General features: G+C 74.1%; 15 protein-coding genes. 10 read left to right on the forward strand and 5 right to left on the reverse strand.

Annotated features, from left to right (window positions below; all coding sequences use genetic code 11):
- Positions 1-87 precede the first annotated feature (87 nt).
- The gene (locus SNOUR_RS31060; protein ID WP_067353610.1) at positions 88-651 is read left to right on the forward strand and encodes a helix-turn-helix domain-containing protein; all 564 of its coding nucleotides are present in this window, start codon (positions 88-90) and stop codon (positions 649-651) included.
- 133 nt (positions 652-784) lie between these two features.
- Here the strand turns inward: SNOUR_RS31060 and SNOUR_RS31065 are convergent, their stop codons facing one another.
- The 3 genes from SNOUR_RS31065 to SNOUR_RS31075 all read right to left on the reverse strand — a co-directional run bounded on the left by SNOUR_RS31065 (position 785) and on the right by SNOUR_RS31075 (position 3,874).
- A complete protein-coding gene (locus SNOUR_RS31065) occupies positions 785-1,495 on the reverse strand; it encodes a gamma-glutamyl-gamma-aminobutyrate hydrolase family protein (protein ID WP_039637901.1) in 711 nt (236 codons plus the stop codon).
- A 36-nt stretch (positions 1,496-1,531) separates the two neighbouring features.
- Positions 1,532-2,998: an ethanolamine permease gene (eat, locus tag SNOUR_RS31070; RefSeq protein ID WP_067353612.1), complete on the reverse strand. Its 1,467-nt coding sequence runs from the start codon at positions 2,996-2,998 to the stop codon at positions 1,532-1,534.
- A 144-nt stretch (positions 2,999-3,142) separates the two neighbouring features.
- Entirely contained in the window at positions 3,143-3,874 is a 732-nt protein-coding gene (locus SNOUR_RS31075) for a FadR/GntR family transcriptional regulator (protein WP_067353615.1), read from the reverse strand.
- A 73-nt stretch (positions 3,875-3,947) separates the two neighbouring features.
- Between SNOUR_RS31075 and SNOUR_RS31080 the strand changes: the two genes are divergently transcribed.
- From SNOUR_RS31080 to SNOUR_RS31095, 4 genes are all read left to right on the forward strand, one after another.
- Entirely contained in the window at positions 3,948-5,315 is a 1,368-nt protein-coding gene (locus SNOUR_RS31080; RefSeq protein ID WP_067353618.1) for a glutamine synthetase family protein, read from the forward strand.
- 8 nt (positions 5,316-5,323) lie between these two features.
- The gene (locus SNOUR_RS31085) at positions 5,324-6,697 is read left to right on the forward strand and encodes an aldehyde dehydrogenase family protein (RefSeq protein ID WP_067353621.1); all 1,374 of its coding nucleotides are present in this window, start codon (positions 5,324-5,326) and stop codon (positions 6,695-6,697) included.
- Between the two features lie 43 nt (positions 6,698-6,740).
- Positions 6,741-7,541: a 3-oxoacyl-ACP reductase gene (locus SNOUR_RS31090; protein ID WP_067353623.1), complete on the forward strand. Its 801-nt coding sequence runs from the start codon at positions 6,741-6,743 to the stop codon at positions 7,539-7,541.
- 77 nt (positions 7,542-7,618) lie between these two features.
- On the forward strand, positions 7,619-8,908 hold the full coding sequence (locus SNOUR_RS31095; protein ID WP_067353626.1) for an HAD family hydrolase: 1,290 nt from the start codon (positions 7,619-7,621) through the stop codon (positions 8,906-8,908).
- Positions 8,909-8,985: 77 nt separating this feature from the next.
- Here SNOUR_RS31095 and SNOUR_RS31100 read toward each other — a convergent pair whose 3' ends face one another.
- The gene (locus tag SNOUR_RS31100; protein ID WP_312634158.1) at positions 8,986-10,272 is read right to left on the reverse strand and encodes an amino acid deaminase/aldolase; all 1,287 of its coding nucleotides are present in this window, start codon (positions 10,270-10,272) and stop codon (positions 8,986-8,988) included.
- Between the two features lie 216 nt (positions 10,273-10,488).
- Here SNOUR_RS31100 and SNOUR_RS47295 point away from each other — a divergent pair, with 216 nt between their 5' ends.
- The 4 genes from SNOUR_RS47295 (at position 10,489) to SNOUR_RS31120 (ending at position 14,774) form a co-directional block, all read left to right on the forward strand.
- Entirely contained in the window at positions 10,489-11,784 is a 1,296-nt protein-coding gene (locus SNOUR_RS47295; protein WP_107407310.1) for a hypothetical protein, read from the forward strand.
- On the forward strand, positions 11,781-12,974 hold the full coding sequence (mycP, locus tag SNOUR_RS31110; protein WP_067353628.1) for a type VII secretion-associated serine protease mycosin: 1,194 nt from the start codon (positions 11,781-11,783) through the stop codon (positions 12,972-12,974). The genes SNOUR_RS47295 and mycP overlap by 4 nt, the downstream gene beginning before the upstream one ends.
- 161 nt (positions 12,975-13,135) lie before the next feature.
- On the forward strand, positions 13,136-13,867 hold the full coding sequence (locus SNOUR_RS31115) for an SseB family protein (protein WP_067353631.1): 732 nt from the start codon (positions 13,136-13,138) through the stop codon (positions 13,865-13,867).
- Positions 13,868-14,003: 136 nt separating this feature from the next.
- The gene (locus SNOUR_RS31120) at positions 14,004-14,774 is read left to right on the forward strand and encodes an MIP family channel protein (protein WP_067353633.1); all 771 of its coding nucleotides are present in this window, start codon (positions 14,004-14,006) and stop codon (positions 14,772-14,774) included.
- 92 nt (positions 14,775-14,866) lie between these two features.
- Here SNOUR_RS31120 and SNOUR_RS31125 read toward each other — a convergent pair whose 3' ends face one another.
- A complete protein-coding gene (locus SNOUR_RS31125; protein WP_039637910.1) occupies positions 14,867-15,256 on the reverse strand; it encodes a DUF1844 domain-containing protein in 390 nt (129 codons plus the stop codon).
- Positions 15,257-15,695: 439 nt separating this feature from the next.
- Here SNOUR_RS31125 and infC point away from each other — a divergent pair, with 439 nt between their 5' ends.
- The gene (gene infC, locus SNOUR_RS31130) at positions 15,696-16,310 is read left to right on the forward strand and encodes a translation initiation factor IF-3 (RefSeq protein WP_079142976.1); all 615 of its coding nucleotides are present in this window, start codon (positions 15,696-15,698) and stop codon (positions 16,308-16,310) included.
- Positions 16,311-16,326 lie beyond the last annotated feature (16 nt).

Below are 16,326 nucleotides of genomic sequence, written 5' to 3' on the forward strand. Positions count from 1 at the left end.
TAGACGCTAGGGGCGGAGTGTTGCAGCGCCGTGAACGGCTCGATAAGGAGTGTGCGGGTGCGCGAGGGCGTCGGTGAGGAGCGAGGGATGGGCGGGGCCGAGGCCGCGGCGGAGGTCCCGCGGGTGGGGGCGGCGGTCCGCCGGCGGCGCCGCGCGCGGGAGTTGACGCTGGCCGACCTCGCCCGCGCCACCGGGCTGTCCGCGCCCTTCCTCAGCCAGGTCGAGAACGACCGGGCCCGACCCAGCATGCGCTCGCTCCAGCTGATCGCCGACGCCCTGGAGACCACCGCCGTCCGGCTGCTGGCCGCCGCCGACGGGCCGCGCACGGTCGATGTGGTGCGGGCCGACTCCGCCGCGGTCCCCGAGGACGGCGAGGTCGGCCGGGTGCGCCCGCTGGTCCGCGGCCACCAGCAGCTGCACGCCCTGGAGTTCACCGGCCGGCACGACTGGCGGCGCGAATTCCGGCATCCGCACGACGAATTGATGTACGTCGTCCAGGGCGCGGTGGAGGCCGAGGCGGACGGCCACCGCTACGAGCTCGGACCGGGCGACACCCTCTACTGCTCCGGTGGGGTCACCCACCGCTGGCGGGCGCTGGTCCCGGAGAGCCGGGTGCTGCTGGTGGGGGTGTCGGACGACTTCCGGGGCTGAGCCGCCGAGGGCCCGGCCCGGACCCTGCGCGACGGGCGTTGTCGGACCCGCACGCTACTGTGTGCGCAATCGTCGATCGCGGCCCGCCGAAGCGGGCGCCCGGTGGTCGGGCGCCCGCCGGGCCGTCAGGGGTTCACACCCCGGCCGGGGACGCCTCGCGGGCCGCCGCCACCAGCGCGTCCATCACCCGGGTGTCCTCGCCGGCCTCCGGATGCCACTGCACCGCCAGCGTGAAGGCCGGTGCGTCCGGCAGCTCCACCGCCTCGATGGTGCCGTCCGCCGCGTGGGCCGAGGCCACCAGCCCGCGGCCGAGCCGGTCCACCGCCTGGTGGTGGTAGGTCGGCACGGCCACCGGCTCGGGCAGCGCGGCGGCCAGCAGCGTGCCGGGCACCGGCTCGATGTCGTGCCGGCCGAAGACCCCGGGCGGGCCGGAGTGTCCGTCCAGGTGCTGGACGAGGGTGCCGCCGAGCGCCACGTTCAGCAGCTGGAGCCCCCGGCAGATGCCCAGCAGCGGCACCCGGGCCGCCAACGCCGCCTCGATCAGGGCCAGTTCCCAGGCGTCCCGGTCCGGCGCGGGCGGGCCGGTCCGGGGGTGCGGCTCGGCGCCGTAGCGGTCCGGGGCGATGTCCGCGCCGCCGGCGATCACCAGTCCGTCCAGTCGGGCGACGGTCGCCGCGGCGGTCTCCGGGTCGCCGGGCGGCAACAGCGCCGCCAGCCCGCCCGAGCGCCGCACCAGGCGGGGGTATCCGGCGGGCACCAGCGCGGCGGGCAGCGTCCACACCCCCCACCGGGCCTCTTCCTGGTAGGTGCTGATGCCGATGAGGGGCGGCTGCGGCTGGGACATCGGGTGGTTCCTCCGTACGGTGCGGTGCGGTGCGGGTCAGTCGCGTTCGAGTTCGGCCTCGGCGGCGGCCAGTGCCGCGAACTCCTCCTCGGGCGCGGCGGCCACCAGCCGGTGGCGGGAGTAGAAGGCGAAGTAGGCCAGGGCGACCCCGTAGACGCCGAGCGCGATGAAGGCGGCCTCCTTGTCGACCAGGAACGTCGCCACCAGCGCCGAGCATGCCAGCACGAAGGCGACGGCGGAGGTCAGCATGCCGCCAGGGGTGCGGTACGGGCGGTGCAGACCGGGCTCGCGACGGCGCAGCACGAGGTGCGAAAGGGCCATCAGCGCATAGGAGATGGTGGCGCCGAAGACCGCGACGTTGAGCATCCGGGCGCCGTCGCCGGTCGCCGCGGCGAGCCCGAAGCCCAGCGCGCCGGGGACCAGCAGCCCCAGGTAGGGCGCCTTGCGGCGGCTGGTCAGGGAGAGGAAGCGGGGCAGGTAGCCGGCCCGGGAGAGCGCGAAGAGCTGCCGGGAGCCGGCGAAGATCAGGGAGAAGAAGGACGCCACCAGGCCGGCCAGTCCGGCGTAGTTGACGATCCGGCTGACCGTGGTCGGGGTGCCGTGCGGCTGGAGCGCCTGGACCAGCGGGTCGCCGACGGACTGGATCGCGGCCGAGCCGCGCGCCCCGGTGGCCGCGACGAAGGTGATCAGCGCGAGCAGCAGCAGGATGCCCATCGCGGCGGCCATCGCCCGGGGCAGTGAGCGGACCGGGTCCTTGGTCTCCTCGGCCGCCAGCGGCACGCCCTCCACGCCCAGGAAGAACCACATGCCGAACGGGAACGCCGCCCAGATCCCCAACACGCCGAACGGCAGCCAGGAACTCGCCCCGAAGGCACCGGACTTGACCGGGATGTCGTTGAGCGCGTCCACATGGAAGTCGCTGAGCGCGGCGACCGCGAAGACCAGCAGCGCGGCGACCGCGACCGCGGTGACGATCAGGCTGAACCGCAGCGCCTCGCCCACGCCCCACAGGTGGATCCCGATGAAGATCACGAAGCAGGCGAGATAGACCGGCCAGCTGGAGTGCAGCCCGAACAGACCCAGCGATTCGACGTAGTCGCCGATGAAGATGGAGATCGCGGCCGGCGCCAGCACGTACTCGATCAGGATCGCGGTGCCGGTCAGGAAGCCGCCCCAGGTGCCCAGCGCGCGCCGGGCGAAGCCGTAGCCGCCGCCCGCGGTGGGCAGGATCGAGGCCAGCTCCGCCAGCGCGAAGACCAGGCAGGTGTACATCAGGCCCATCAGGACGGCGGCTATCGCCAGCCCGCCGAAGCCGCCCTGCGCGAGCCCGTTGTTCCAGCCGGAGAAGTCGCCGGAGACGACATAGGCGACCCCCAGGCCGGTCAGCAGCAGCGGGCCGGCGCTGCCGCGGCGCAGCGTCCGCCGCTCCAGATAGGCGTCGCCGTCGCCCGGGGGCCCGCCACCGGGGGACGCTGCGGTCTGCGCACGGGTGCTGTCGGCCATGAGCCGCTCCTGCCTCGCGGGGACATCCGGAGTAAAGGTTTAGCCGCATACCTTTGCTGTCCGGGTGGCTCAGCGCAAGACCCCTGCGTAAAAGACTGGTTACGGGGCGGCGGAGCGCGGGCCACGGGGCCGGTGCGGCAGGGGCTACGGGGCCGGCGCCGCCAGGAAGCCGCGCAGCAGGGCCGCGGTGCCGCAGCAGTGCTCCCGCATCACCTCGCGGGCGCCGTCCGTGTCGCCCTCCAGCACCGCCTCCACCAGCGCGGCGTGCTGGTTCTGGGAGTGCTCCAGATTCCGCACCAGCAGCGGGATGCAGTCCAGCAGGTCGTTGACGCCGGCCCGGACCGCGGCGTACTGGGCGGCCAGCGACGGCGACCCGGACAGCTCCGCCAGGGTCAGGTGGAGCAGCGTGTCGCGCCGGCGGTAGTCGGCCAGCGGCGCGTCCTGGGTCGCGGCCAGCGCCTCCCGCAGCCGCTCCGCCTGGTCGTCCGACAGCCCGTGCGTCGCGCACAGCCCGGCCGCGCCGACCTCCAGCACCTCGCGGAAGCGCAGCACGTCCTCCACGTCGATGCCCTCGACCCGGCGGCGCAGCTCCGCCTCGCCCGGATTCTCGGCGCGCACCCGCACGAAGGTGCCCCCGTACCGGCCGCGCCGGCTCTCCACCAGGCCCTCGTCCTGGAGGACCTTGAGCACCTCGCGCAGGGTGACCCGGCTGATCTGCAGCCGCTCCGCCAACTCCCGCTCGGCGGGCAGCCGTTCGCCCTGCGGCACCAGCCCGAGCCGGACGATCTGGAGTATCTGCTCCAGCGCCTCCTCGAAGCCGTTGCCCGCCCGGACCGGCCGCAGCACCGGCGCCAGCCGATCGGCCGCACCGTCCATCTGAACCCCTTCCCAATCAATGGTTCGTGTGCCTACCTTATGACTTCCGGATGCAGCGACAGGAGGCACCACCGTGGCAGACCGCAGGCCCCCGCTCTCCGTCGAGGAGCTCACCGTCCTCGTCGACAACGGGGAGATCGACACTGTCGTCCTCGCCTTCACCGATATGCAAGGCAGGCTCCAGGGCAAGCGGTTCGCCGCCCGCTACTTCCTCGACACCGTCCTCGAACACGGCACGGAGGGCTGCAACTACCTCCTCGCCGTCGACGTCGACCTGAACACCGTCGACGGCTATGCGATGTCCTCCTGGGAGCGCGGCTACGGCGACTTCGCCATGCACGGCGACCCCGCCACCCTCCGCCGCACCCCCTGGAACCCCGGCACCGCCCTGATCACCGCCGATCTCGCCTGGCACGACGGCTCCCCGGTCGTCGCCTCCCCCCGGCAGATCCTCCGCCGTCAGCTCGACCGGCTGGCCGAGCGCGGCTGGACCGCCCACGCCGGCACCGAACTGGAGTTCATGATCTTCAAGGACTCCTACGAGGACGCCTGGACGCGCGGCTACCGGGGGATGACCCCGGCCAACCAGTGGAACGGCGACTACTCGGTCCTCGGCACCGGCCGGGTCGAGCCCGTCCTGCGCCGGATCCGCAACGAGATGGGCGCGGCCGGCATGACCGTCGAGTCCGCCAAGGGCGAGTGCAACCTCGGCCAGCACGAGATCGTGTTCGTCTACGACGAGGCGCTCACCACCTGCGACCAGCACAGCATCTACAAGACCGGCGCCAAGGAGATCGCCGCCCAGGAGGGCATGGCGCTCACCTTCATGGCCAAGTACGACGAGCGCGAGGGCAATTCCTGTCACATCCACCTCTCGCTCCAGGACGAGCAGGGCCGGCCGGTGCTGGCCGACGACGCGGGACCGCACGGCATGTCGCGGACCATGCGGCACTTCCTCGCCGGCCAACTCGCCGCGATGCGCGACTTCACGCTCCTGTACGCCCCCAACATCAACTCCTACAAGCGGTTCCGCCCCGGCTCGTTCGCGCCCACCGCCGTCGCCTGGGGCCCGGACAACCGCACCTGCGCGCTGCGGGTGGTCGGCCACGGCCGCTCCCACCGCCTGGAGAACCGCCTGCCCGGCGGCGACGTCAACCCCTACCTCGCGGTCGCCGGCATGGTCGCGGCCGGCCTGTACGGCATAGAGCACGAGCTGGAGCTCCCCGACGCCACCACCGGCAACGCCTACACCGGGGACGCCGCGCACGTCCCCACCACCCTCCGCGAGGCCGCCGAGCTGTGGGAGCACAGCCCGATCGCCCGCGCCGCCTTCGGCGACGAGGTCGTCGACCACTACCGCCACATGGCCCGCGTCGAGCAGGACGCCTACGACGCCGCCGTCACGGACTGGGAGCGCTTCCGCTCCTTCGAGCGCATGTGAGGAACGCCGTGCTGCAAGAGCTGACCATCCTCAACCCGGCGACCGAGGAGGTGGTGGCCACCGTCCCCACCACCTCGCCCGCCGAGGTCGACGCGGCCGTCCGCCGGGCCGCCGCCGCGCAGGAAGCCTGGGCCGCGGTGGCCCCCGGCGACCGGGCCCGCCTGCTGCGCCGGTTCGCCGACGTCGTCGACGCGGCGATCGAACCCCTCGCCGCGCTGGAACTGCGCGAGGCCGGCCACCCGCTGGGCAACGCCCGCTGGGAGGCGGGCAACGTCCGCGACCTGCTGCACTACGCGGCCGGGGGAGTGGAGCGCCTGACCGGTACGCAGATCCCGGTCGCCGGCGGCCTGAACATCACCCTCCAGGAACCGCTCGGCGTGGTCGCCGTCATCGCCCCCTGGAACTTCCCGATGCCGATCGCCGCCTGGGGCACCGCCCCCGCCCTCGCGGCCGGCAACGCCGTCTTGCTCAAGCCCGCCGAGACCACCCCGCTCACCGCGCTCCGGCTCGCCGAACTCGCCCTGGAGGCCGGGCTCCCCGAGGGCCTCTTCCAGGTCCTGCCCGGCGAGGGCCCGGTCACCGGCAGCGCACTGGTCGACCACCCCGGCGTCGCCAAGGTCGTCTTCACCGGCTCCACCGCCACCGGCCGCCGGATCGCCGCCCAGTGCGCCGCGCGGACCAAGCGGCTGACCCTCGAACTCGGCGGCAAGAGCCCCAACATCGTCTTCGCCGACGCCGACATCGAGGCCGCCGCGGCCGCAGCCCCCGGCTCCTTCCTCGACAACACCGGCCAGGACTGCTGCGCCCGCAGCCGGATCCTGGTCCAGCGCAGCGTCTACGACCGCTTCCTGGAACTGCTGGAGCCCGCCGTCAAGGCGTTCACCGTCGGCGACCCGAGCGACCCCGCCACCCAGATGGGCCCGCTGATCTCCGCCGCCCAGCGCGACCGCGTACGGTCCTACGTCCCCGAGGACGCCCCGGCCGCCATCCGCGGCGAGGCCCCGGCCGGCAAGGGCTTCTGGTACCCGGCCACCGTCCTGGAGGGCCGCCCCGAGGACCGCGCCGCCGTCGAGGAGATCTTCGGCCCGGTCGCGGTGGCCATCCCCTTCGACGGCGAGGCCGACGCGATCCGGATCGCCAACGCCACCGACTACGGCCTCTCCGGCTCGCTGTGGACCCGCGACGTCGGCCGTGCACTGCGCGTCTCGCGGGCTGTCGCGGCCGGCAACCTCTCCGTCAACTCCCACAGCAGCGTGCGCTATTGGACCCCCTTCGGCGGGTTCAAGCAGTCCGGACTCGGCCGCGAGCTCGGCCCGGACGCGCTGGCCGCCTTCACCGAGACCAAGAACGTCTTCATCGCCACCGAGCCGGCCGGCTCGTGATCCGCACCGCAACCAGCACCGCCACCACCCGCGAGGAGAGCAAGTGACCGACCAGACCGCCGTGTGCCGCCGCCTCGTCGGCCGTACCGCCGTGATCACCGGGGCCGGCAGCGGCATCGGCCTGGCCACCGCCCGCCGGCTGGCCTCCGAGGGCGCCAACGTCGTCTGCGCCGACATCGACGAGACGGCCGGCAAGGCCGCCGCCGAAGAGGTCGGCGGCACCTTCGTCCAGGTCGACGTCACCGACGCCGAGCAGGTCGAGGCGCTCTACAAGACCGCCTTCGACACCTACGGCTCGGTGGACATCGCCTTCAACAACGCCGGCATCTCGCCGCCCGACGACGACTCCATCCTCACCACCGGGATCGACGCCTGGAAGCGCGTCCAGGAGGTCAACCTCACCTCGGTCTACCTCTGCTGCAAGCACGCCCTGCCCTATATGCAGCGCCAGTTCGAGCAGACCGGGCGCGGCGGCTCCATCATCAACACCGCCTCCTTCGTGGCCGTGATGGGCGCCGCCACCTCGCAGATCAGCTACACCGCCTCCAAGGGCGGCGTGCTGGCCATGTCCCGTGAGCTGGGCGTGCAGTTCGCCCGCGAAGGCATCCGCGTCAACGCGCTCTGCCCGGGGCCGGTCAACACCCCGCTGCTGAAGGAGCTGTTCGCCAAGGACCCCGAGCGCGCCGCGCGCCGCCTGGTGCACGTCCCGGTCGGCCGGTTCGCCGAGCCGGAGGAGATCGCCGCCGCGGTCGCCTTCCTCGCCAGCGACGACTCCTCGTTCGTCAACGCCGCCGAATTCCTCGTCGACGGAGGCATCGCGGGCGCCTACGTCACCCCCCTGTAGGCTCCATGATCAACAGCGGGACCGGCACCACCGGGTGCCGGTCCCGCCGTGCTTCCCCCCTTGACCACGGAGGACACATGACGACACCTCTCAGGCGGCTGCTCGCCCTCGGCCTCGCCGGCACCGCCGCGCTCGCCGCCCTCACGGCCACCACGCCGGCCACCGCCGCCGCCCCCGGCCCGGCGCCGACCCGCGCCCGCTGCCCGCAGCTCTCCAAGGACCTCCCCTGGTACGGCGACAACCGCGCCAAGCTCCAGAAGATGATCGACGAACGCGGCACCTGCTCGGGGTCCCACGACGGCCCCCGCCCGGTCGCCGCCTTCGACTGGGACAACACCGTCGTCAAGAACGACATCTCCGACGCCACGCTGGCCTGGATGCTCCGGCACGACAAGCTGCCCCGGCCCGCGAGTTGGCGGGACACCAGCCGCTGGCTCACCCCCGCCGCCGACCGCGCGCTGACCCGCGCCTGCGGCACCGGCGCCCCCGGCCGCCCGCTGCCGACCTCCCGCAACACCGCCTGCGCCGACGAGATCATGGAGATCCGCGGTGAGGCACGGACCATGAGCGGCGCCGCGGCCTTCGCCGGCGACTGGAACCACCGCCGCACGGTCCCCGAATACGCCTGGGTGCCCCAGCTGTTCGCCGGCCTGAAGCCCGCGACCCTCACCAGGTACGCCAAGCAGGCCCGGGCCGAGAACCTCGCCGCGCCCGTCGGCGCCGTACAGACCGTCGGCACCCACAAGCTGGCCGGGTACATCCGCTACTACGACCAGCAGAAGGACCTGATCCGCACGCTCAAGGCGGCCGGCTTCGACGTCTACATCGTCTCCGCGTCGTCCGAGACCGTCGCCGAGGCGTGGTCCGGCGGTGTCGGGGTGGACGCCCGGCACACCATCGGCATACGCAACCGCGTCCGCCACGGCCGCCTCACCACCACCATCGCCGGCTGCGGCGACGTCAAGGACGGCCAGGGCGAGGTCATCCCCTACGTCGACGGCAAGCGCTGCTGGATCAACCAGGAGATCTACGGGATCAAGGGCGCCGAGGCGTGGCGGAAGCAGGACCCCGCGCACCGCATCGCCCTGGGCGGCGGCGACGCCAACACCGACGTCACCTTCGTCGACGACGCCACCGGCGCCCACCTGGCCATCAACCGCAACAAGGACGAGCTGATGTGCCGCGGCTACGACAACGCCGACGGCCGCTGGGTGGTCAACCCGATGTTCATCGACCCGCTGCCCCGCAAGTCCGGCGCCTACCCGTGCGCCACCAAGGGCTACACCAACACCGACGGCACCCACGGTCCGGTCCGCCGCCCCGACGGCACGGTCGTCGCCGACCAACTGGACCGGATCCACGGCTGACCCGGCCGCGCCCGGCCACCCGAGGAGCAGCTGCGGCCCCACCCGGCAGGGCGGGGCCGCACCGCCGTATAACGCCGTTACAGGAAGGTGTGGCCCTCGCCCCGGTACGTCGGCACCGTCCCCACCACCCGGTCCCCCTCGATCAGGTGCAGCTCCGCGAACCGCTCGCACAGCTCCCCGGCCTTGGCGTGCCGGAACCACACCTTGTCGCCGACCGCCAGCCCGTCCGCCGCCGCCCCCAGCAGCGGCGTCTGCACCTCGCCCGGCCCCTCCTGCGGGTCGTAGCGCAGCCCGGCCGGCAGATACGGCTCCGGCAGCCGATCCGCACCGGCCACCCCCGACGCCGGATACCCGCCCCCCAGCACCGTGACGACGCCGGGCCCCGGCCGCCGCACCACCGGCTGGGCGAACAGCGCCGCCGGACGCCCGCGGAACGACCGGAAGTTGTCGAACAGCCGCGGGACGTACAGACCCGAACCGGCCGCGATCTCGGTGACCGCCGCCTCCGCCGCGGTGTGCTGCACGCTCCCCGTCCCACCGCCGTTGACGAACTCCAGCCGCGGCGCCACCGCCCGCACCGCCCGCACCGCCTCCCAGCGCCGCCGCGCCAGCTCCTTGCGGGCCGCCGCCTGCATCACGCGTATCGCCCGCGAGAACACCGGCTTCCCGGCGACCTCGTCGCCCACCCCCGCCACGTGCCCCTCGTAGGCCATCAGCCCCACCAACCGGAACCCGGGGCGGCGGACCACCGTCCGGGCGATTGCGGCGAGCGCCCCGGGATCCCGCAGCGGCGACCGCCGCGCCCCGACCCGGACCCGCCCGGCCAGCACCCGGTACGAGGTGTCCAGCTCCAGGCAGACCCGGATCTCCTCGCCGCGGCCCGGACCGGCCGGGCGCGCGGCGTCGATCAGATCCAGCTGCGCCGGGTCGTCGACCATCACCGTCACCGCCGCCGCGAGCCCGGGGTCACCGGCCAGCTCCGCGAACCCGGCCCGGTCCGCCGACGGATACGCCAGCAGCACGTCCGGGAATCCCGACCGCGCCAGCCACAGCGACTCGGCCAGCGTGAAGCTCATGATCCCCGCGAAGCCCTCGCGCGCCAGCACCCGCTCCAGCAGCGCCCGGCAGCGCACCGACTTGCTCGCCACCCGGATCGGCTTCCCCTTCGAACGGCGCACCAGATCGGCGGCGTTGGCGTCGAAGGCCGCCAGATCGACGACGGCCAGCGGCGCGTCGAGATGGGCGGTGGCCCGGTCGTACGGGGTCTCCCCGGCGCGCGGGGGTCCCCCCTGCGCGAGCGGGGAGCGGCGGCCGGCCCGGGGAAGGGCGCCGGCGGCGGGCGCGTCGGTGGAGTGCGGGGACATGGCCCGCAGCCTGCCAGACCCCGCTACCACTGGGTAGGGGGACGAACCGCATCGGAAGTGACGCCGGAGCGCCGAGGGGTTGGAGCAGCGGCCGGGCCAGCCCTTACAGTGGCTCGACACCGCAACCAGCAGGTCAGCGGCGTGATGTCCGGATACGAACCACCCTGCCCCGATTGTCTTTCGGGTCCGGGGCACACCGTGCGAAGGGGAGCGCTGGTGAGCGCCGACGCCGATTACGCCGATGCTCCGCGCATCCCACCCATACCCCCGCGCCCGCCGCACCGCCCCGCCGCGCCGCCCGCCGACGAGGACCCCAGGACCACCGTCCTGCGCCCGGTCCCCGCCGACCCCACCGTCCCCCCGCCAGCGGCCCCGGCCACCCCCTCCGCCACGCCCCCCGCCGCCCGGCAGCCGCTCCCCGCCGAGACCGCCCCGGCCCCCGCACCCCCGGCCACACCGCCGGCCCCGGCCGCCCCGCCCCGCCCGTCGGCCCCGCCGACCACCCCGCCCCCGCCGCGCCCCGAGCCACCGGCCGCCCCGCCGCGCCCCGGCCGCGCCCCCCGGTCGTTCCGCGACACCGCCGCCTTCCACCTGGCCAACAGCGCCCCCTTGTGGGACGAGTCGTCCGACCACCCCGCGAGCCCCCCGCCGCCCGCCGCGCCCCCGCCCGCCCCGGCCTGGCCGGCACCTCCCGCCCGCCCCACGGCGGACGAGCCCGCCCCGCGCCGCCCGTTGGCCGACCGGCTGCCCGGCACCCGGGTCGTCGCGGCGGCCGTCGGACTGGTCCTCGGCGTCGGCCTGATCGTCGGCGCGGCGGCCGGCAGCTGGCTCACCGAAGCCCCCGCCAAGGGCGCCCCGACGCCCGAGAGCATCTTCGCCAAGGGCCAGGACGCCTGGCGCAACACCCCCGTCGACACCCTCTTCCCACGCACCGTCGAGGGCCTGGCCGCCGGCCCCGGCGGCGCCGACCGGACCTGGACGCGGATCGCCGTCGCCCCCGACACCGACTGCACCGCCCGCTACGAGGGCCCCCTCGCCAAGGAACTCGCCCCGGCCGGCTGCGCCCGCCTGCTGCGCGCCACCTACGTCGACGCCACCCGCACCCACGTCATCACCGTCGGCGCCCAGACCACCAGGGCCGACCGGGCCGGGATGATGGACCTCAACGCCCGCTTCAGCACCAACGACCTGGCCGACCACAAGGCCCTGATGCCGCTGCCGCTGGCCGCCAAGGGCACCCCGGCAGAGGACTTCGGCCCCGCCCAGCGGGCCAGTTGGACGGTGCGGATACTCACCGACGTCCCGGTCGTGGTCTACACCGTCTCCGGCTTCGCGGACGGCCGCGAGATCACCGACCCGCAGCCCGCCGACGCCGCCGTCCAGCCCGGGACCGCCACCACCGCCGCCGAGTCCGGGCTCGGCCACGACGCCAAGGGCCTCGCGGACAAGATCAGCGCGGCCTTCCGTACCGCGTCCGGCGTCCCCGCCCAGTCCACGGAGGTGGCGTCATGATCAAGTCCGCGCTGCGGGCCGCGACCGTCGCCCTGACCTCCGCCGCCCTGGCCGTCCTGCCCGCGCTGCCGGCCCGCGCGGACGCCATCCGCGCCCAGCAGTGGGGCCTGACGGCCATCCACGCCCAGGAAGCCTGGCAGACCACCAAGGGCGCCGGGATCACCGTCGCCGTCCTCGACACCGGCGTCGACGGCGCCCACCCCGACCTGACCGGCCAGGTCCTGCCCGAAAAGGACCTGATCGGCTTCGGCGCCCGCCGCGGCGACGACGCCTGGGCCCAGCACGGCACCGGCATGGCCAGCGTCATCGCCGGCCACGGCCACGGCGCCGGACGCTCCGACGGCATCCTCGGCGTCGCCCCCGAGGCCAGGATCCTGCCGATCCGGGTGATCCTGGAGGACCACGACCCCGACCGCCGGCGGGCCCGCGACCAGAAGCCCGGCGCCCTCGCCGACGGCATCCGCTGGGCCGCCGACCACGGCGCCGACGTGATCAACATGTCCCTGGGCGACGACAGCGAGACCGCCCACCCCGACCCCCGCGAGGACTCCGCGATCCAGTACGCCCTCGGCAAGGGCATCCCGGTGGTCGCCTCGGCCGGCAACGGCGGCGAGAAGGGCAACCACATCTCCTACCCGGCGGCCTACCCCGGCGTCATCGCGGCCACCGCCGTCACCCACCTGGACGCCCGCGCCTCGTTCTCCACCAGCCACTGGTACGCCACGGTCAGCGCCCCCGGCTACGACATCCTCATGGACGACCACGGCACCGGCTACCTCTCCGGCCAGGGCACCAGCCCCGCCGCCGCCTTCGTCTCCGGCGCCGTCGCGCTGATCCGCTCCGCGCACCGCGACCTCAGCCCCACCCAGATCCGCGACCTGCTGACCAGCACGGCCCAGCACCGCCCCGAAGGCGGCCGCAACGACGACTTCGGCGCCGGCCTCGTCGACCCCGCCGCCGCCCTCAAGGCCGCCGCGGACCTCGCCCCCACCCCCCAGAAGCCGGCCCCCGTCGCCTACCCGCACCGCTACTTCGGCCCCGGCCCGGTCACCGACCCCGCCGACGACACCCCCGTCAACTGGCTCCCCTGGACCCTCGCCGCCACCGGCCTGGCCCTCACCACCGCCTCCTACTTCGCCTGGCGCACCCGCCCCACTGGCCCCCCGAGGCACACCCCCACCCACCCATAACCCACCGCACCCAACAGCCCCGCGCCGCAGGCGCACAAGCGAACCCCCACGGCGGGACAGCCGACAACGCGCGAAGCCGGCCACAGGGCCCACGACGGGAAACCCAACAACGTGGGAAGCAGCCGGCCGCAGGCCCAAGCGCAGCGGATACGCTCAGGACCGTGCAAAAGAACATCCCCAACCCCGGTTTCGCCGACGACGACGGCTCCGCCGACCCCGCCCTCGGCGCGGCGCTCGCGGCCTACGCGACGGACCCCGGCACCGAACCCGCCCTGCTCGCCGCCCTGGCGGACGCCCGCCTCCTCGTCCCGGTCGTGGCGGTCCTCGGCGAGGTCGAGACCGGCCCCGACGGGCTGCGCCGGGAGAAGACCAGCGACATGGCGGTGCCCACCCTCACCGCCCCCGACGGTCGCCGCGCCCTGCCCGCCTTCACCTCCATGGAGACCCTCCAGCGCTGGCGGCCGGACGCCCGCCCGGTCGCGGTGCCGCTCCGCCAGGCGCTGCTGGCCGCCGCGCACGAGCAGGCCGACACCGTCGTCCTCGACCTGGCCGGACCGGTCACCTACCAGCTCACCGGCGCCGCCCTCCGGGCCCTCGCGGAGGGCCGGACCAGCGCCGACCCGCTCGCCGACCCGGCCGTCACCGAGGCGCTGCGGGCCCTCCTCGCCGCCGAGCCGGCGGTCCACGTCGCGCGTCTGACGCGGTCTGCGGAGACCGACGGCACCCTCGCCCTGGGCCTGGCCCCCGGCGCCGTCCCCGCCGAGGCCGCCCAGCGCCTGGCCCAGGCACTCGCCACCGACGAGACCCTCCGCGCCCGACTCGTCCGCGGCCTCGACCTGGCCCTCCTGCCGCCCGGCGCCGACGCCTCCGGAGACCTCCTCTACCAGCGCTGATCCGCCGGCAGCCGGGCCGGCCGGACGCTCCTCGCGGCGGGCCCGACGGCTCGCCCGCCGCCCGCGCCCAACGGGCGGCGCCGCTCTCCGGGCCGCACAATGCCAGGAGAGCTCAAGATCCACGCGAGGAGAGCCCATGGAGACCACGGAGACCCGCACGGTCGTATCCGAATTCCTCGGCACGCTGCTCCTGGTGTTCTTCGCCGTCGGCGCGGCAGTGCTGGCCGGCGAATACATCGGCACCTTCGGCATCGCCCTGGCCTTCGGCTTCGTCATGCTGGCGCTTGCCTACGCGCTAGGCCCGATCTCGGGCTGCCACATCAATCCCGCGGTGACGCTCGGCATGCTGGTGGCCCGGCGCATCACGGTCCGGACCGCCGTCGAGTACTGGGTCGCGCAGATCCTCGGCGGCATCGTCGGTGCGGCCCTGCTCTTCCTGGTCGCCAAGCAGGTCCCGGGGCTGCAGACCCACGCGGCCTTCGGCACGAACGGCTGGGGCGACCGTTCGGCGGTGCACATCAACCTCGGCGGCGCGTTCGTGGCCGAGATCGTGATGACCTTCCTGTTCGTCTTCGTCGTGCTCGGCGTCACGCACAAGGTGGCGGTGGTGGGCTTCGGCGGCCTGGCGATCGGTCTGGCCCTGGCCACCGTCCACCTCATCGGCATCCCGCTGGACGGCACCTCGGTGAACCCGGCGCGGAGCCTGGGCCCAGCCCTGTTCGCGGGCGGCGCGGCGATCACCCAGGTGTGGTTGTTCCTCATCGCGCCACTGATCGGCGGTGCGCTGGCGGCGGTGGTGCACCAGGTCACCCACCCGCCCCAGGAGCCGGTCGTGACCGCCGACCGGACCGCCCGCGGCGAGCCGAAGACCTCGGACGAGCCGCCGGCCTCCGGCGACCGCGTCTGAGGTCGCGGGCCGCGGCCCCGTACGCGCGCGAGCCCCGGCCGGAGCGGATCCGGCCGGGGCTCGTCGTCGCTGTGCGGGGCTACCCGCGGGGCTCAGCCGTAGACCGGCCCGGTGAACTTCTCCCCGGGGCCCTGGCCCGGCTCGTCCGGGACCACCGACGCCTCGCGGAAGGCGAGCTGGAGCGACTTCAGGCCGTCCCGCAGCGGCGCCGCGTGGTAGGAGCCGATCTCGGTGGCGCTGGCGGTGACCAACCCGGCCAGTGCGTGGATGAGCTTGCGGGCCTCGTCCAGGTCCTTGTGGTCCTCGCCGCCCTCGGCGAGCCCGAGGTTGACCGCCGCCGAGCTCATCAGGTGCACCGCGACCGTGGTGATCACCTCGACCGCCGGCACGTCCGCGATGTCCCGGGTCATGGTCTCGAAGTCGGGCCGGGCCGCGTCGCCGGTCTCCGGGGCGGTCGGCTGCTGGGGGGTCTGCTCGCTCATGTGCTGGCGCTTCACTTCCTGCTGGACGGGTCGCCCCCAGCCTATGGCCCCGGTCCGGCGACTCCGCGCCCGGGAGCGCCGGACGGCCGCCGGACGGGCGGTGGCGGGCCGCGGCGGGCGCCGGACCGGGCGCGGGCCCGGTGCACAGGAGTGGGGCTGCCCTCTTGACTCGTGTATTCTGGTGTTCCGACCGGCCGGACACGCATGTGACCGGCCCACAAGTGGAGGCTCCGATCTCCCACCCGACCGATCTCAGGTTGGCGGGTCAACGGTCTGGCTGCGCCCCGCGGAGATTTCGCGGCGGTGCTCCTGATCCACGTGGAGCCCCGCCTGTGTCCCGTCCGGGGCGTTTTTCGTATGCCGGCGCGGTTGGTCACACCGAAACAGACGTTACGCGGCAGTCCGCCAGGCCGTCGCGTGGTGCTACCGAGGAGGATCCATCAGCGCCGAGCCCCGCATCAACGACCGGATTCGCGTCCCCGAGGTGCGACTCGTCGGTCCCAGTGGCGAGCAGGTCGGCATTGTGCCGCTTGCCAAGGCCCTGGAGCTTGCGCAGGAGTACGACCTCGACCTGGTCGAGGTGGCGGCGAACGCCCGTCCGCCGGTCTGCAAGCTCATGGACTACGGAAAGTTCAAGTACGAGTCGGCCATGAAGGCCCGTGAGGCGCGCAAGAACCAGGCGCACACGGTCATCAAGGAGATGAAGCTCCGGCCGAAGATCGACCCGCACGACTACGACACCAAAAAGGGTCACGTCGTCCGGTTCCTCAAGCAGGGTGACAAGGTCAAGATCACGATCATGTTCCGTGGTCGTGAGCAGTCGCGCCCCGAGCTGGGCTTCCGACTGCTCCAGCGGCTCGCGGAGGACGTCCAGGACCTCGGCTTCATCGAGTCGAACCCGAAGCAGGACGGCCGGAACATGATCATGGTCCTCGGTCCGCACAAGAAGAAGACCGAGGCGATGGCCGAGGCCCGCGAGGCGCAGGCCGCCCGCAAGGCGGAACGCCAGGGCGCTGCTCCCGCGGAGCCCGCTGAGGAGCACGCCGAGGCGTGAGCTCTTGGGTGAGCCG

It is taken from the genome of Streptomyces noursei ATCC 11455 (assembly GCF_001704275.1).
Classification (GTDB): Bacteria; Actinomycetota; Actinomycetes; order Streptomycetales; family Streptomycetaceae; genus Streptomyces; species Streptomyces noursei.

Excerpts from the sequence above, each read along its gene's own strand:
- eat (WP_067353612.1), bottom strand. The coding sequence starts at position 2,998 with ATGGCCGACAGCACCCGTGCGCAGACCGCAGCGTCCCCCGGTGGCGGG.
- SNOUR_RS31060 (WP_067353610.1), top strand. The coding sequence starts at position 88 with ATGGGCGGGGCCGAGGCCGCGGCGGAGGTCCCGCGGGTGGGGGCGGCG.
- mycP (WP_067353628.1), top strand. The coding sequence starts at position 11,781 with ATGATCAAGTCCGCGCTGCGGGCCGCGACCGTCGCCCTGACCTCCGCC.
- SNOUR_RS31095 (WP_067353626.1), top strand. The coding sequence starts at position 7,619 with ATGACGACACCTCTCAGGCGGCTGCTCGCCCTCGGCCTCGCCGGCACC.
- SNOUR_RS31075 (WP_067353615.1), bottom strand. The coding sequence starts at position 3,874 with ATGGACGGTGCGGCCGATCGGCTGGCGCCGGTGCTGCGGCCGGTCCGG.
- SNOUR_RS31100 (WP_312634158.1), bottom strand. The coding sequence starts at position 10,272 with ATGTCCCCGCACTCCACCGACGCGCCCGCCGCCGGCGCCCTTCCCCGG.
- SNOUR_RS31120 (WP_067353633.1), top strand. The coding sequence starts at position 14,004 with ATGGAGACCACGGAGACCCGCACGGTCGTATCCGAATTCCTCGGCACG.
- SNOUR_RS31125 (WP_039637910.1), bottom strand. The coding sequence starts at position 15,256 with ATGAGCGAGCAGACCCCCCAGCAGCCGACCGCCCCGGAGACCGGCGAC.
- SNOUR_RS31065 (WP_039637901.1), bottom strand. The coding sequence starts at position 1,495 with ATGTCCCAGCCGCAGCCGCCCCTCATCGGCATCAGCACCTACCAGGAA.